Consider the following 16,001-nt stretch of genomic DNA (forward strand, 5'->3'; position numbering starts at 1 on the left):
GGTTCGCGGGCACGCCCGCTCCCACAGGGTTCTTCACCAGGCCTAGGTCAAATTCCGGGCAAAAAAAACCCCGGACTTCGTATGGGGAGGGGGAAGTTCGGGGTCCAAGTCCGGACCGCTAGGGCGGGGTCCAGATATCTGCCAACACTTAACACAACATAGGAGCATCGAAGGGCTTCACCAGCCATTCAGTTACTCTGAGTTCCGGTTCACCGGTTTAGTTCCAAATCCCTGAAAACTATTTGCGATAGTTTCATGAAACTTCAGCACCAATGGCACTGAGCAGTGCCAGGATCCGCGTCACTCCGCCGCAGATCCTACACAGCTTTCCCCGCTCAATCAGTGAGCTTCGTCCCAATTCGCGCCAATTCCTGCTTCCACCAGCAGCGGCACATCCAGTTCCGCCGCCTTGCTCATGTGCTGGCGAATTTCATCTTTCACCTGCTGAACCAGGTCCTCACGCACCTCAAGTACCAGTTCGTCGTGTACCTGCAGGATCACCCGGGCATCCAGCCCGCTCTCGCTCAGCCAGTTGTCCACATTGACCATGGCCCGCTTGATGATGTCGGCTGCGGTACCCTGCATCGGTGCGTTGATCGCCGTGCGCTCGGCGCCTTTGCGCAGGGCCGGGTTCTTGGCGTTGATGTCCGGCAGGTACAGCCTGCGGCCGAACAGGGTTTCGACAAAGCCTTGCTCGGCAGCCTGGGCGCGGGTGCGCTCCATGTAGGCCAGTACGCCCGGGTAGCGGGCGAAGTAACGGTCGATGTAGTCCTGCGATTGCTTGCGGTCGACACCAATCTGCTTGGCCAGACCAAAGGCGCTCATGCCATAGATCAGGCCGAAGTTGATGGCCTTGGCCTTGCGGCGTTGGTCGGTTGTGACGTCTTCCAGGGCCACACCGAACACTTCCGCCGCCGTGGCGCGGTGTACGTCCAGGTCATTGCGGAAGGCATGCAACAAGCCTTCGTCCTTGGCCAGGTGGGCCATGATGCGCAGCTCGATCTGCGAGTAGTCCGCCGCCAGCAGCTTGTAGCCCGGGCTGGCAATGAACGCCTGGCGGATGCGGCGGCCTTCGGCGGTGCGGATCGGGATGTTCTGCAGGTTCGGGTCGCTCGACGACAGCCGGCCAGTGGCTGCCACTGCCTGCTGGTAGGAGGTGTGGATACGCCCGGTGCGCGGGTTGATCTGGCCCGGCAGCTTGTCGGTGTAGGTGCTCTTGAGCTTGCTCAGGCTGCGGTACTGCATCAGCACCTCAGGCAGCGGGTAGCCTTGCTCGGCCAACTCGTCGAGTACAGCTTCGGCGGTGGATGGCTGGCCTTTGGCCGTCTTGCTCAGTACCGGCATGCCCAGCTTGTCGTAAAGGATCGAGCCCAGCTGCTTGGGCGAGCCGAGGTTGAATTCCTCACCGGCCAGCTCATAGGCGCGCTGTTCAAGTTCGGCCATCTTCACACCCAGCTCACCACTTTGTACCTGCAGCAGTGCGGCATCGACCAACGCCCCCTGGCGCTCGATCTTGGCCAGCACCGGCACCAGCGGCATTTCGATGTCCATCAGCACCGGCTGCACACTCGGCGTCTGCGCCAGACGGGCTTGCAGTGCGTGATGCAGGCGCAGGGTGATGTCGGCATCTTCGGCGGCATAGGGGCCGGCCTTGTCCAGGTGGATCTGGTTGAAGGTGAGCTGCTTGGCACCTTTGCCGGCGATGTCCTCGAAGGCGATGGTGGTGTGATCGAGGTACTTCTGCGCCAGGCTGTCCATGTCGTGGCGGGTAGCCGTGGAGTTCAGCACATACGACTCGAGCATGGTGTCGTAGGCCACGCCGCGCATCTCGATGGCAGGCGAGCCGTTAGCCAGAATGTTGATGTCGTACTTGGCGTTCTGCCCGACCTTGGCCTTGGCCGGGTCTTCCAGCAACGGCTTCAGGGCCAGCAGCACGGCCTCGCGGTCCAGCTGGGCCGGCGCGCCTTCGTAATCGTGGGTCAAGGGCACATAGGCTGCTTCATGTGGCTCGACGGCGAACGACAGGCCAACCAGCTGCGCCTGCTGGGCGTCCAGGCCGGTGGTCTCGGTGTCGAAGGCAAACAGCGGCGCCTGGCGCAGCTTTTCCAGCCAGGCATCGAAACGGGCCTGGTCGAGGATGGTTTCGTACTTGGGTTCGGCCTTGGCGGCTGGCACCTCGACCGGTGCCACGTCATCACCGGCCTTGGCCGCGTCACGCTGCACCTCGGCGACCCAGCTCTTGAACTCCATCTCGGTGTACAGCGCAAGCAGCGCTTCACGGTCCGGCTCGCCACACACCAGTGCATCCACTTCGACATCCAGCGGCACGTCGACCTTGATGGTGGCCAGCTCATAGGACAGAAACGCCGCATCGCGGTGCTCTTCCAGCTTGTTCGGCAAGGTCTTGGCGCCCCGAATGGCCAGCGCCGGCACCTTGTCCAGGTTGGCGTACAAGTCGCTGAGGCCACCACCGATGCCGGTCAGCAGGCCCACGGCGGTCTTTTCGCCCACGCCCGGCACGCCAGGAATGTTGTCGACCTTGTCGCCCATCAGGGCCAGGAAGTCGATGATATGTTCCGGGCCGACGCCAAATTTCTCGTGCACGCCAGCCACGTCCAGCACACTTCCGGTCATGGTGTTGACCAAGGTAATGTGCCCGTCCACCAGCTGTGCCATGTCCTTGTCACCGGTCGAGATGATCACCGGGCGCCCTTGTGCGGCGCTGCTGCGGGCCAGGGTGCCGATGACGTCGTCAGCCTCGACACCCTCGACGCACAGCAACGGGTAGCCCAGCGCCTTCACGCTGGCATGCAGCGGCTCGACCTGCACCCGAAGGTCGTCCGGCATGCTGGGGCGGTTGGCCTTGTACTCGGCGAACATGGCATCGCGGAAAGTGCCGCCTTTGGCGTCGAACACCACCGCGAACAGGCTGTCGGGGTATTGCCTGCGCAGGCTCTTGAGCATGTTCAGCACACCCTTCACCGCACCGGTCGGCATGCCCTTGGACGTGGTCAGCGGCGGCAGCGCGTGGAAGGCGCGGTACAGGTAGGAGGAACCGTCCACCAGGACGAGGGGCGCTTGGCTCATGAGCAGAATCAACCTTTTCGACGGGTCCGGCGCTAGAATAGCCAGAATCATTGACGACAAAGGGACTAGGTTATCATGCGTACACTCAATCGCCTGTTACTACTCGGCCTGTTGGCAACCATGCCTGTCGTTACCCTGGCGGCGGACGACGCCCCCTCGGCCGATCCCGAGGTGACCATTCGCACGGAAGGCGACAAAACCATCCAGGAATACCGGCAGAACGGCTTCCTGTATGCGATCAAGATCACGCCGAAAAACGGCAAGCCTTATTTCCTGGTACGCGCCGATGGCTCTGATGGCAATTTCATTCGTTCCGACCAGCCGGACATGCTGATTCCGTCCTGGAAGATCTTCGAGTGGTAATCTGACGCGCACCGTTCACATCAACCCGGCACTTCCCGGCGGAAGTGCCCGTATGGGCAATTTTTCATCATGTCAGTCTTCACCCCCGTGACCCGGCCTGAGCTGGAAACCTTTCTGGCGCCGTACGAGCTGGGCCGTCTGCTCGACTTCCAGGGCATTGCCGCCGGCACCGAGAACAGCAATTTCTTCGTCAGCCTCGAACAGGGGGAGTTCGTCCTGACGCTGATCGAGCGTGGGCCGAGCGAAGACATGCCGTTCTTCATCGAGCTGCTCGACACCCTGCACGCTGCCGACATGCCGGTGCCCTATGCCCTTCGTGACCGCGACGGCAACGGCCTGCGCGAACTGTGTGGCAAGCCTGCGCTGTTGCAGCCACGGTTGTCGGGCAAGCACATCAAGGCGCCGAACAACCAGCACTGCGCCCAGGTAGGCGAACTGCTGGCGCATATTCACCTGGCCACCCGCGAGCACATCATCGAGCGCCGCACCGACCGGGGCCTGGACTGGATGCTGGCCTCGGGTGCCGAGCTGCTGCCACGCCTGACTGCCCAACAAGCCGCACTGCTGCAGCCGGCACTGGATGAGATAACCGCGCACAAGGCGCAGATCCTGGCCTTGCCACGGGCCAACCTGCATGCCGACCTGTTCCGCGACAACGTGATGTTCGAAGGCACCCACCTGACCGGTGTGATCGACTTCTACAACGCCTGCTCCGGCCCGATGCTGTATGACATCGCCATTACCGTGAACGACTGGTGCCTGGATGAACACGGCGCGATCGATGTGCCACGCGCACAGGCGCTGCTGGCGGCCTATGCGGCGCTGCGGCCGTTCACGGCGGCCGAGGCCGAGCTGTGGCCGGAGATGTTGCGGGTAGGGTGTGTGCGCTTCTGGCTGTCGCGCTTGATTGCGGCGGAATCGTTTGCCGGGATGGATGTGATGATCCATGACCCGAGCGAGTTCGAGGTGCGTCTGGCGCAGCGCCAGCAGGTGGCTTTGCACCTGCCGTTCGCTCTCTAGACCGCGTCTGCTTCTTCGCGAGCTTGCTCGCGAAGGGCCGGAACAGGCTTACAACTGCTCCAGACACCCAGCCAGGTCACCACCCAGCTTCTCCAGCAAGCGCTCATAGCCCTTGCCATCCACCGGGTCTGTCCCGCCCAGCGCATCCAGCTCGGCCAGGCGTACCGGCAACCCGGCGGTCAGGGTCTCGGCCAGCCGCGGCCGCAGCGGCGGTTCGCTGAACACACAAGTTTTACCCACTTCCTGCAAGCGCTTACGCATAGCAGCAACATGTTGCGCGCCAGGCTGTACCTCGGAGGCCACGCTGAACACGCCCGTGTGTTTCAGGCCGTACTCGGCCTCGAAGTAGTCGAACGCTTCGTGGAAAACGAAGTACGGTTTGTCGGTGATACCCGCCACACGGGCCTTGATACGACCATCCAGCGCATCCAGGCGCTCATCGAACGCCTTGAGGTTACTCTGATAGCGGGCAGCGTTGGCCGGGTCTACCTGAGCCAGGTCCGCAGCCATTTTCGCCGCGATTACCCGCGCATTGACCGACGACAGCCACAAATGTGCATCGAGACTACCTGGGCGGTGATCGTGGTCATGATCGTCGTGATCCTCTTCCTCATGGGAGTGGCTGTCCTCGCCAAAATGACGCAACTTCATGCCCGTCAGCGACTGCACCGCCACCGTGGGCTTGCTGCGGCTGCCCAGCACCCGCGGCAGGAAGTTCTCCATGTCCGGGCCGACCCAGTACAGCAGGTCGGCATCGCCTACCCGCCGCACATCGGAAGGGCGCAGCGCGTAGTGGTGGGGTGAAGCGCCTGGCGGCAACAGCACATCAGGGCTGCCAACGCCATCCTGCACAGCGGCGGCAATCTGCTGCAGGGGCTTGATACTGGTGAGCACACGCACATCGGCCTGAGCGGAAAATGCGATGAAAGCGACAAACAGAGCTAGGAATCGGGACACGGTGGATACTCGAGTCGTCAGAAACAGGTAACATAATAACGTCTCCATCCAGAACCGTCGCTGCCCATGTCCATCACGCCGCTGGCCAACCGTCCTCACGATCACTCCCATTGCGTACACAGCGCACTGGCTGAAGCCGACGCCTTGTGCACCCGCCAGGGCCTGCGCCTGACCGCGCTGCGCCGCCGTGTGCTGGAGCTAGTGTGGCAAAGCCACAAGCCGCTGGGCGCCTACGACATCCTCGCCGTGCTCAGCGAGCAGGACGGCCGCCGCGCCGCCCCGCCTACGGTATACCGCGCGCTGGACTTCCTGCTGGAAAACGGCCTGGTGCACCGCATCGCCTCGCTCAACGCCTTCATCGGCTGCAGCCACCCCGAGCACGTGCACCAGGGCCAGTTCCTGATCTGCCGGGCCTGCCATGTGGCCATCGAGCTGGAGCAAAGCAGCATCAGCGAAGCCATCATCAACAGCGCCAAGGGCGTGGGCTTCACGGTCGAGACCCAGACCGTGGAAGTGGTCGGCCTGTGCGGCAATTGCCGGAGCGCGGCATGAGCGATGCGCTGATCCGCCTGGAACAGGTGGGCGTTACCTTTGGCAGCGAGGCAGTGCTCGACAGCATCGACCTGTCGGTCGCACCGGGCCAGATCGTCACCCTGATCGGCCCCAACGGGGCGGGCAAAACCACCCTGGTGCGCGCCGTGCTAGGGTTGCTCAAGCCGCACCGCGGCAAGGTATGGCGCAAGCCGAAACTGCGCATTGGCTACATGCCGCAGAAGATCCAGGTCGACGCCACGCTACCGCTGTCGGTGCTGCGCTTCCTGCGCCTGGTGCCCGGCGTGGACCGCGCGGCAGCCTTGTCGGCGTTGCAGGAAGTGGGCGCGGAGCAGGTCATTGACAGCCCGATCCAGACCATTTCCGGTGGCGAGATGCAGCGCGTGCTGCTGGCCCGTGCTTTGCTGCGCGAACCTCAATTACTGGTACTCGACGAGCCGGTGCAGGGCGTGGACGTGGTCGGCCAGACCGAGCTGTACAACCTCATCACCCGCCTGCGCGACCGCCACGGCTGCGGCGTGCTGATGGTGTCCCACGACCTGCACCTGGTGATGAGCGCCACCGACCAGGTGGTGTGCCTGAACCGCCATGTGTGCTGCTCGGGCCACCCTGAGCAAGTCAGCAACGACCCGGCCTTCGTCGAACTGTTCGGCCAGAACGCCCCGAGCCTGGCCGTTTACCACCACCATCACGACCACAGCCACGACCTGCACGGCTCGGTCGTCGCCCCCGGCACCCATGTTCACGGAGAGCACTGCAAGCATGGCTGATTTTCTTCTTTACGCCTTGCTTGCGGGATTGTCCCTGGCAGTAGTTGCGGGCCCACTCGGTTCTTTCGTGGTGTGGCGGCGCATGGCGTATTTTGGCGATACCCTGTCCCACGCCGCGTTGCTGGGCGTGGCAATGGGTTTCGTGCTGGACGTGAGCCCAGCCTTGGCGGTAACCGTCGGCTGCCTGCTGCTGGCGATCCTGCTGGTGACCCTGCAGCAACGCCAACCGCTGGCCTCCGACACCCTGCTCGGCATCCTCGCCCCCAGCACCCTGTCGCTGGGCCTGGTGGTACTGAGCTTCATGCACGATGTGCGCATCGACCTGATGGCCTACCTGTTCGGCGACTTGCTGGCCATCAGCAGCACAGACCTGGCCTGGATTCTCGGCGGCAGTGCGCTGGTCCTGCTACTGCTCGCCGTGCTGTGGCGGCCGCTGCTGGCGGTCACCGTGCACGAGGAACTGGCCATGGTCGAAGGCCTGCCCGTTGCCGGCCTGCGCATGGCATTGATGCTGCTGATCGCAGTGGTCATTGCCGTGGCCATGAAGATCGTCGGCGTGTTGCTGATCACTTCGCTGCTGATCATCCCCGCCGCTGCGGCGCAACGTCACGCCCGCTCCCCCGAGCAGATGGCCCTGGGCGCCAGCCTACTGGGCGTCACCGCCGTCTGCGGTGGCCTGGCCATGTCCTGGTTCAAGGATACCCCCGCCGGCCCGTCGATCGTGGTCTGCGCGGCGGTGCTATTCTTGCTGAGCCTGGCCCTGCCAAAACGCTGAAAGACAGGGCGTGTGATGGCACGCCTTGCAACCTTTTGCCGGGTAAAGGGTTTGTAAGACCTGTTTTCGAGCGTGCGCACCTGGGTGTAGACTTGCTCGCTTTTTGCGCAAATAGAGAGTCGCAGGAATGAAGCCGTTCGCCTCCCGTTATCTGCTTGTTGCCGCGTTTTCCCTGTTCCTGGCTGCCTGCTCCAGCGCGCCGGTCGAACAGGCCGCGGTACCTGCCCAAGCCGATGCATGGCAGCAGTTGCAACAAAACATCGCCAGCAATGAGCTGGCCACCGCCGAAGACCAGCTGGCAGCGCTGCAGGCCCAGTCGCCTGATGACGCGCGCCTGGAGCAATACCAGCGTCAGCTGGCCGAAGCCTATCTGCAACGCAGCCAAATCGTCCTGCAAAAGGGCGATGTGAACGCAGCAGCTACCGCCCTGGCTCGCGCCCGCGCATTGATGCCACAAGCCCCGGCAGTAACCGGTGGCGACCCACTGTCCCAGGCACGCAAGGCCGAACTGGAGAAGGCAGAGGCTGCCTTGAAAGCCGCCGAAGCCAGGCCCAAGGCACGCATCATCGACCCGACAGCGCCAAGCACGGTGGTGGCCTTGAAAACCACCGATAGCCGGGCCATGCGCCGCCAACTCGATGACATTGCGGCCGATGTTGTGAGCTATGACTGCGAGGTGGTGTTCCAGGTACCGCGCATCGGCGACGCGCCGTGGCTGAAGACCTTGCTGGAGAAGCGCGTGCGCAAGATCGACAGCGAGTACGAGCTGAAGCAGAAACATGAAATCCAGCGTTCGCTGCCGGCCCAAGTGGTGTTGGTACCGCACCAGCAGTAAAAAACTTCGCGGGTAAACCCGCTCCTACAGGGTTAGCGTTATCCCTGTAGGAGCGGGTTTACCCGCGAAAGGACCCTATCAGGCAGGAATAGATTCCGCAGCTGCCTCCCGCTCCCAGACCCGATGCCCCTCAACGGCTTTGACAAAGGCATCCACGGCTTTCTGGTCATCCCCCAGCAGCAACCCCTTGTCCTCCTTGAGCCCCAGACCAGTCGCCAGCTCTTTGGTCAACACCAGCGCCTTCAGGTGCTTGTAGCCTTCCAGCAAGAAGTGCTTGGCAAGCCCGCTAGCTGCCAAGGCATCCGTCGAAGCCTTACCTGATGGCACGACAATCCCGTCGAACATGATCGATGGCATCCCCTCCATCGATGCATCCACCGGCAGTTGCTTGCCATCCGTCGCCGTTACCGGCGCCGAGGTCGGCCCCAACAGCATCGGCCGGGCACTGCGCGCCTCCAGGGCTTTGACCAATTTGTCCACGCTTGCAGCGTCCACGCCATTAGCCACCAGCACGGCAATCTTGCGCCCCTTGATACCCACTGAACCTGGGTGGTTCATCTGGCTCAAGGCCGGTGATTGCGCCAGCTGGCTGCCCTTCACCTGCACCGTACCCGCTTTCGGCGCAGGCAGGCCCAGGTTCGCTGCAACCGCCGCCGCCAGCTTCAAATCGATATTGGCGAGAATTTCATTCACTTCCCGGGCGCGGATATGTTCGCGCTCCACTTTGCCCAACTCGAAGCTGTAAGCCTTGATGATGTGCTGCTGCTCGGTCGGGCTCATGCTCTGGAAGAACAACCGGGCTTGCGAGAAGTGATCACCGAACGACTCGCTGCGCTGACGGATCTTGTGCGCATCGATACGCTCCTGGTAGCTCTCGAAACCCCCGTCCTGCGCCGCTGCCGGGGTTTCCTTTGGCCAACCACCGTCGATCGAGTTTGGCTCGTAGGACGCCCGCCCCTTGTGCACGACATGCTGGTGCAGGGCATCACGCTGGTTGTTGTGGTTAGGCGCTACCGGGCGGTTGATCGGGATCTGATGGAAGTTCGGCCCGCCCAGGCGGCTGATCTGGGTATCGGTGTACGAGAACAGCCGGCCCTGTAGCAATGGGTCATTGGTAAAGTCGATTCCCGGCACGATATGGCCTGGGCAGAACGCCACCTGTTCGACCTCGGCAAAGAAATTGTCCGGGTTACGGTTCAGCACCATCTTGCCCAAGGGCGTTACGGGCACCAGCTCTTCCGGGATGATCTTGGTAGGGTCCAACAAGTCGAAGTCAAACTTGTGCTCGTCGGCCTCCGGCACGATCTGCACGCCGAGTTCCCATTCCGGATAATCGCCGGTATCGATCGCCTCCCACAAGTCACGGCGCTGGAAGTCAGTGTCCTTGCCCGCCAGTTTCTGCGCCTCGTCCCACAGCAGTGAATGCACGCCCTGGCGCGGCTTCCAGTGGAACTTGACGAAACTGGCCACGCCCTCGGCGTTGATCAGCCGGAAGGTATGCACCCCAAAGCCTTCCATCATGCGCAAGCTGCGCGGGATAGCCCGGTCTGACATGGCCCACATCACCATGTGGGCCGATTCCGGCACCAGTGAAACGAAATCCCAGAACGTATCGTGGGCCGAGCCACCGGTAGGAATCTCGTTATGCGGTTCGGGTTTGACCGCATGCACAAAATCGGGGAACTTGATGGCGTCCTGGATGAAGAACACCGGCATGTTGTTGCCGACCAGGTCGAAATTGCCCTCGTCGGTATAGAACTTGACCGCGAAGCCGCGCACATCACGCACGGTATCCCCCGAACCACGGGGCCCCTGCACGGTGGAAAAGCGTACAAACACGGGTGTGATCTTGTCGGGGTCTTGCAGGAAACCGGCTTTGGTCAGATCCGCATGCTTGCCATAACTCTGGAAGTAGCCGTGCGCCCCGGTACCACGGGCATGCACGATGCGCTCCGGAATGCGCTCATGGTCGAAGTGGGTGATCTTCTCGCGCATGATGAAGTCTTCGAGCAGCGAAGGCCCGCGTGCGCCAGCCTTGAGGCTGTTCTGGTTGTCGGCAATCTTCACCCCCTGGTTGGTGCGCAGGGCCTGGCCGGTAGCGTCGCTGCGGAAAGTTTCCAGGCTCTGCAACTTGGCATTGGTATTGGCCCGGTCCGGGGTCTGGGTGCCAGCGGCTTCACTCTGCTTGGGCGCGTCCGTTTTCTTGCTGGGCATGGTCGGCTCTCCTCATCAGTCTTCAGGCGTGCCCGTTGCGGGCGTGTTCAACTAGTGACTGGCAGGCTTTGCCGAGCGTTCAATCAGGATTACCGGTTGTCGCGATATGCCCGATGGATTGGTGCATTACGAAATAAATGCTAAGAACAGCTATGGGAAAAGGCTAAAATGCGCGACCCCAGCTAACCGCTGACCCAAATTTCATGCGCCCCACAAGGTTCGCTACGTGATCGAGTTCCAACAGGTACATAAAACCTACCGCGTTGCCGGTAGGGAAATCCCCGCACTGAATCCGACCAGCCTGACCATCGAAGATGGCCAGGTGTTCGGCCTGATCGGCCATTCCGGCGCTGGCAAAAGCACCATGCTGCGCCTGATCAACCGCCTGGAAGAACCTTCCGGCGGCAAGATCATCGTCGACGGCGAAGACGTCACCGCGTTCAACGCCAGCCAGCTGCGCGGCTTCCGCCAGCAGGTCGGGATGATTTTCCAGCACTTCAACCTGCTGGCCTCCAAGACGGTCGCCGACAACGTCGCCCTGCCACTGACCCTGGCCGGCGAGCTGTCGCGCAGCGCAATCGACAAACGCGTGACCGAGCTGCTGGCCCGTGTCGGCCTGCAAGACCACGCCAAAAAGTACCCGGCGCAGTTGTCTGGCGGCCAGAAGCAGCGTGTCGGCATCGCCCGCGCCCTGTCCACCAACCCGAAGATCCTGCTGTGCGACGAGGCCACCAGTGCCCTCGACCCGCAAACCACGGCCTCGGTCCTGCAATTGCTGGCCGAGATCAACCGTGAGCTGAAGCTGACCATCGTGCTGATCACCCATGAAATGGACGTGATCCGCCGTGTCTGCGACCGCGTGGCAGTGATGGACGCCGGCCAGATCGTCGAGCAAGGCTCGGTGGCCGATGTGTTCCTGCACCCGCAGCACCCCACCACCAAGCGCTTTGTCCAGGAAGACGAGCAAGTCGACGAAGGCGAGCAGCGCGACGACTTCGCTCACGTACCGGGCCGCATCGTGCGCCTGACCTTCCAGGGCGACGCCACCTACGCGCCGCTGCTGGGCACCGTAGCCCGCGAAACCGGTGTGGACTACAGCATCCTCGCCGGGCGTATCGACCGCATCAAGGATGTCCCCTATGGCCAGCTCACCCTCGCCCTGATCGGCGGTGACATGGAAGCGGCATTCGCCCGCTTCAAGGCAGCTGACGTACATATGGAGGTACTGCGTTGATGGACGCCCTGAATTTCTTTGCCAACGTCGACTGGGCCGAAATCTGGCTGGCCACCGTCGATACCATGATCATGCTGTTCGGCTCGCTGTTCTTCACCGTGCTGCTGGGCCTCCCGCTGGGCGTGCTGCTGTTCCTCTGCGGGCCTAAGCAGATGTTCGAGCAAAAGGGCGTGTATGCATTGCTGTCGCTGGTGGTGAACATCCTGCGTTCGCTGCCGTTCATCATCCTGCTGATCGTGATGATCCCGTTCACCGTGCTGATCACCGGCACCTCGCTGGGCGTTGCCGGCGCCATTCCGCCGCTGGTGGTAGGTGCCACGCCGTTCTTCGCGCGCCTGGTGGAAACCGCCCTGCGTGAAGTGGACCGCGGCATCATCGAGGCTACCCAGTCGATGGGCGCCACTACCCGCCAGATCATCACCAGCGCGCTGCTGCCCGAGGCCCGCCCGGGCATCTTCGCGGCCATCACCGTCACCGCCATCACCCTGGTGTCGTACACCGCCATGGCCGGTGTGGTCGGTGCCGGTGGCCTGGGCGACCTGGCCATCCGCTTCGGTTACCAGCGCTTCCAGACCGATGTAATGGTGGTGACCGTGGTACTGCTGCTGGTACTGGTTCAAGTACTGCAGAGCGTGGGCGACAAACTGGTCGTGCATTTTTCCCGTAAGTAACCCCAATGGGGTCGGCCCGGCCGACCCGTTCGGGGGCCGTCGCGGCCCTCACAAGGAGTGATTGATGAAGAAGCTGCTTGCTGTTGCTGCCGCTGTCGCGGCCTTCTCGGCCCACGCCGATACCCTGACCGTTGCCGCCACACCGGTGCCGCACGCCGAGATCCTCAACTTCGTCAAACCACAGCTGGCGAAAGAGGGCGTGGAGCTGAAGGTGAAGGAGTTCACCGACTACATCCAGCCGAACGTGCAGGTGGCCGAAAAGCGCCTGGACGCCAACTTCTTCCAGCACCAGCCGTACCTGGATGAGTTCAACAAGGCCAAGGGTACCCAACTGGTGAGCGTAGCCGGCGTGCACATCGAGCCGCTGGGCGTGTACTCGACCAAGATCAAGAAGCTGGACGAGCTGTCTTCCGGCGCCACCGTGGTCATCCCCAATGACGCCACCAACGGCGGCCGCGCCCTGTTGCTGCTGGACAAGGCCGGTGTGATCAAGCTGAAGGACAACAAGAACATCCTGTCCACCGTGAAGGATGTGGCCGAGAACCCGAAAAGCATCAAGTTCCGTGAGCTGGAAGCGGCCACCATCCCGCGCGTGCTGACCCAGGTCGATGCCGCCCTGATCAACACCAACTACGCGCTGGAAGCCAAGCTGAACCCGGAGAAGGACGCGCTGGCCATCGAAGGCAGCGACTCGCCTTACGTGAATATCCTGGTTGCCCGCCCGGACAACAAGGACTCGGAAGACATGAAGAAGCTGGCAGCTGCGCTGCACTCGCCTGAGGTGAAGCAGTTCATCGTCGAGAAGTACAAGGGCGCTGTGGTTCCGGCGTTCTAAGCCGAACATCGCGCTGGATTCTTCGCGGGTAAACCCGCTCCTACACAAATCGTTGTAGGAGCGGGTTTACCCGCGAAGCTTTTGGGGCTCACTCAATCCCGCTTCACAAGCCCGGGCAACTGCGCCACCAGCTTCTGGTTGTTGAACGGCGCACGAATGAACCCGCGCTGACGCCCATCCGGCCCCACAACCGCCAGGTTACCGCTGTGATCCACGGTATACCCCGGCTTGCTGGTATCCGCCGGAATGAATGGAATGCTCAAGGCATTGGCCAACTTCTGGGTATCCTCGATCGACCCGGCCACGCCGACAAAATCCTTGTCGAAATAGCCCAGGTACTGCTTCAGCTGGTTCGGCGTGTCGCGGTTCGGGTCCACACTCACCAATACCACCTGCAGCCGGTCAACGGCTTCCTTGGGCAGCTCGCTCTTCACCTGGCGCAACTGGGCCAAGGTAGTCGGGCAGATGTCCGGGCAGTAGGTGTAGCCGAAGAACAGCAGCGACCATTTGCCCTTCAGGTCATCCAGTTGCACTGGCTGGCCATCCTGGTTGGTCATGGTCACATCCGCCACGGTACGGCTCTGCGGCAGCAGGATGATGCCGGCGTCGATCAGCTCGGTAGGGTTGGGCTGGTCGCGGCCATTGAGCACCTTGTTGACGGTCAGGCCCATGATCAGCGCGACCAGGGCAACGAGGATGAAGACGGTTTTCTGGGTTCGGGTCATAGGTTCAGCAACAGGTAGTGGTCGAGGAGCAACGCGATGAACAGCACGAACAGGTAGCCGATAGAGTACTTGAAGGTGCCGATCGCCGCGTGCGGCCGGCTGCCACGGTACAACACCCAGGCCCATTGCAGGAAGCGCAGGCCCAGTGCCAGGGCACAGGCCAGGTACAGCGGGCCGCTCATGTGGATGGCATACGGCAACAGGCTGACCGCCAGCAATACCAGGGTATACAGCAGGATATGCAACTTGGTGTAGCGCTCGCCGTGGGTCACCGGCAGCATCGGGATATCGGCTTTGGCGTATTCTTCCTTGCGGTGGATGGCCAAGGCCCAGAAGTGCGGTGGCGTCCAGGCGAAGATGATTAGCACCAGCAGCAAGGGTTCGGCGCTGACATGGCCGCTCACGGCCACCCAGCCGAGCAGCGGCGGGGCGGCGCCGGCCAAGCCACCGATAACGATGTTCTGTGGCGTGGCACGCTTGAGAAAGCCGGTATAGAGCACCGCATAGCCGAGCAAGGACGCCAGGGTAAGCCAGGCGGTCAGGGCGTTGGTGAACACCAGCAGCAGCGCCATGCCCAGCAGTGCCAGCGCCAAGGCGAACGACAGTGCGGGCAGTGGCTCGACCCGGCCCTGGGCCAGCGGCCGCTTGTGGGTGCGGGCCATCAGCGCATCGATGCGCCGATCCACCACATGGTTGACCACCGCTGCACCACCTGCACACAAGCCGATGCCCAGGTTGCCGAACAGCAGCACGCTCCAGCTCACGCCCGCGCGGGTGGCTAGGAACATGCCAGCCAGCGAGGTAATCAGCATCAGCACCACCACCTTGGGCTTGGTCAGCTCCAGGTAATCGCGCCAGCTGGCCCGCCGTGCGCTCAGAAGCGTCGCCACGAATCATTCCTCATGTGATGGGAAGTGCCCACGCCGGCCACCGGCCGCAGGCGCCAGCCGTGGCCGACACCCACGCGCACCTTGTCGACCACGCGAATGCGGTAATTCACCAGCACCATGCTCAACAGCAAGAGCGCCCCACCCGCGTTGTGTGCCACGGCCACCGCCAGCGGCAGGTGGAACAACACGTTGCTGATGCCCAGGCCCACTTGCAAGGCCAGCGCCAGCAGCACCAGCCGCGCCAGGCCGGGAAGGCCACAGCGGTACAGCTTCCAGCTCAGCATCAAAAGCACGCAAGTCACCAACAATGCCCCCAGCCGGTGGCTGATGTGGATGGCCGTGCGTGCATCACTGTCCAGTTGCCCGCCCAGGTAGTTGGGGCCCACATGCTGGGTCAGGTGAAAGCCGTTGCTGAAGTCCGCCGCCGGCCACCACTGGCCATGACAAGTGGGCAGGTCAATGCAGGCGACCGCTGCGTAGTTGGCACTGACCCAACCGCCCAAGGCGATCTGGCCGATCACTACCAGCAGGGCCAATGCAGCGATCCGGCGCAAGCTCAACGGCAACTTGGGCAATGGCGCAAAAGCCCGGGATAGACGCAGGGATAGCAGGAACAGCAGGCTCAACGTGGTGAACCCGCCGAGCAAGTGCGCGGTGACCACCTGTGGCCACAGCTTCAGGGTAACCGTCCACATGCCGAAAGCCGCCTGGGCAAGCACCACACCCAATAGCAACACAGGCAAGCGATAGGGCTGGCCATCGCGGGCATGCCGGCGCACCGCCTGGAAGGCGAGCAGGGCAATCACCACGGCCAGCGTGCCGGCGAAGTAGCGGTGGACCATCTCGGCCCAGCCCTTGGCCTCTTCCACGGGGTGATCAGGGAAGTGCAACTCGGCATGGGCCAACTGGGCCTCGCTCTTGGGCACGCTGATGAAGCCGTAGCAACCCGGCCAGTCCGGGCAGCCCAGGCCAGCGTGGGTCAGGCGGGTATAGGCGCCGAGCAGGACGACCAGCAGTGCCAGAAGGGTGGCGAATACAGCCAAGCGGAATCCAGGTCTGGCCATGGCAGGCTC

General features: G+C 62.7%; 15 protein-coding genes. 9 read left to right on the forward strand and 6 right to left on the reverse strand.

Annotated features, from left to right (window positions below; translation table 11 throughout):
• Positions 1-339: 339 nt before the first annotated feature.
• Positions 340-3,087, reverse strand: a complete 2,748-nt coding sequence (gene polA / locus ACF8MI_RS24050; protein ID WP_200928928.1) for a DNA polymerase I — start codon at positions 3,085-3,087, stop codon at positions 340-342.
• A 75-nt stretch (positions 3,088-3,162) separates the two neighbouring features.
• On the opposite strand from polA, the gene ACF8MI_RS24055 reads away from it, so the two are divergent.
• The gene (locus ACF8MI_RS24055; protein ID WP_013970316.1) at positions 3,163-3,450 is read left to right on the forward strand and encodes a DUF2782 domain-containing protein; all 288 of its coding nucleotides are present in this window, start codon (positions 3,163-3,165) and stop codon (positions 3,448-3,450) included.
• 69 nt (positions 3,451-3,519) lie between these two features.
• Positions 3,520-4,470: a homoserine kinase gene (locus ACF8MI_RS24060; RefSeq protein ID WP_060499825.1), complete on the forward strand. Its 951-nt coding sequence runs from the start codon at positions 3,520-3,522 to the stop codon at positions 4,468-4,470.
• Between the two features lie 48 nt (positions 4,471-4,518).
• On the opposite strand, the gene ACF8MI_RS24065 is transcribed toward ACF8MI_RS24060, so the two are convergent.
• Positions 4,519-5,475 carry a zinc ABC transporter substrate-binding protein gene (locus ACF8MI_RS24065; RefSeq protein ID WP_060499826.1) on the reverse strand — a complete coding sequence of 319 codons (957 nt, stop codon included), beginning with the start codon at positions 5,473-5,475 and terminating at the stop codon, positions 4,519-4,521.
• A gap of 18 nt (positions 5,476-5,493) precedes the next feature.
• On the opposite strand from ACF8MI_RS24065, the gene zur reads away from it, so the two are divergent.
• From zur to ACF8MI_RS24085, 4 genes are all read left to right on the forward strand, one after another.
• On the forward strand, positions 5,494-5,979 hold the full coding sequence (gene zur, locus ACF8MI_RS24070; RefSeq protein ID WP_003253002.1) for a zinc uptake transcriptional repressor Zur: 486 nt from the start codon (positions 5,494-5,496) through the stop codon (positions 5,977-5,979).
• Positions 5,976-6,749, forward strand: a complete 774-nt coding sequence (gene znuC / locus ACF8MI_RS24075) for a zinc ABC transporter ATP-binding protein ZnuC (protein WP_200928927.1) — start codon at positions 5,976-5,978, stop codon at positions 6,747-6,749. The genes zur and znuC overlap by 4 nt, the downstream gene beginning before the upstream one ends.
• On the forward strand, positions 6,742-7,524 hold the full coding sequence (znuB, locus tag ACF8MI_RS24080) for a zinc ABC transporter permease subunit ZnuB (RefSeq protein WP_060499827.1): 783 nt from the start codon (positions 6,742-6,744) through the stop codon (positions 7,522-7,524). Before znuC ends, znuB begins: the two co-directional genes overlap by 8 nt.
• A 127-nt stretch (positions 7,525-7,651) precedes the next feature.
• Complete coding sequence (locus tag ACF8MI_RS24085; RefSeq protein WP_200928926.1) at positions 7,652-8,359, forward strand: PA5502 family lipoprotein; 708 nt, start codon at positions 7,652-7,654, stop codon at positions 8,357-8,359.
• A gap of 78 nt (positions 8,360-8,437) precedes the next feature.
• Here ACF8MI_RS24085 and katE read toward each other — a convergent pair whose 3' ends face one another.
• On the reverse strand, positions 8,438-10,573 hold the full coding sequence (gene katE, locus ACF8MI_RS24090; protein WP_200928925.1) for a catalase HPII: 2,136 nt from the start codon (positions 10,571-10,573) through the stop codon (positions 8,438-8,440).
• Positions 10,574-10,799: 226 nt separating this feature from the next.
• Between katE and ACF8MI_RS24095 the strand changes: the two genes are divergently transcribed.
• The 3 genes from ACF8MI_RS24095 (at position 10,800) to ACF8MI_RS24105 (ending at position 13,313) form a co-directional block, all read left to right on the forward strand.
• A complete protein-coding gene (locus ACF8MI_RS24095; RefSeq protein WP_060499830.1) occupies positions 10,800-11,807 on the forward strand; it encodes a methionine ABC transporter ATP-binding protein in 1,008 nt (335 codons plus the stop codon).
• Positions 11,807-12,478 carry a methionine ABC transporter permease gene (locus ACF8MI_RS24100; RefSeq protein WP_010951513.1) on the forward strand — a complete coding sequence of 224 codons (672 nt, stop codon included), beginning with the start codon at positions 11,807-11,809 and terminating at the stop codon, positions 12,476-12,478. Before ACF8MI_RS24095 ends, ACF8MI_RS24100 begins: the two co-directional genes overlap by 1 nt.
• 64 nt (positions 12,479-12,542) lie before the next feature.
• A complete protein-coding gene (locus ACF8MI_RS24105; protein WP_016712836.1) occupies positions 12,543-13,313 on the forward strand; it encodes a MetQ/NlpA family ABC transporter substrate-binding protein in 771 nt (256 codons plus the stop codon).
• 92 nt (positions 13,314-13,405) lie between these two features.
• Here the strand turns inward: ACF8MI_RS24105 and ACF8MI_RS24110 are convergent, their stop codons facing one another.
• The 3 genes from ACF8MI_RS24110 to ACF8MI_RS24120 are packed head-to-tail and all read right to left on the reverse strand — an operon-like array spanning position 13,406 to position 15,992.
• On the reverse strand, positions 13,406-14,038 hold the full coding sequence (locus ACF8MI_RS24110; protein WP_060499831.1) for an SCO family protein: 633 nt from the start codon (positions 14,036-14,038) through the stop codon (positions 13,406-13,408).
• Positions 14,035-14,928, reverse strand: a complete 894-nt coding sequence (gene cyoE, locus ACF8MI_RS24115) for a heme o synthase (RefSeq protein ID WP_060499832.1) — start codon at positions 14,926-14,928, stop codon at positions 14,035-14,037. Before cyoE ends, ACF8MI_RS24110 begins: the two co-directional genes overlap by 4 nt.
• Positions 14,913-15,992: a heme A synthase gene (locus tag ACF8MI_RS24120; RefSeq protein WP_060499833.1), complete on the reverse strand. Its 1,080-nt coding sequence runs from the start codon at positions 15,990-15,992 to the stop codon at positions 14,913-14,915. The genes cyoE and ACF8MI_RS24120 overlap by 16 nt, the downstream gene beginning before the upstream one ends.
• Positions 15,993-16,001 lie beyond the last annotated feature (9 nt).

The sequence above is a fragment of the Pseudomonas sp. yb_9 genome, from assembly GCF_043103635.1.
GTDB lineage: Bacteria > Pseudomonadota > Gammaproteobacteria > Pseudomonadales > Pseudomonadaceae > Aquipseudomonas > Aquipseudomonas monteilii.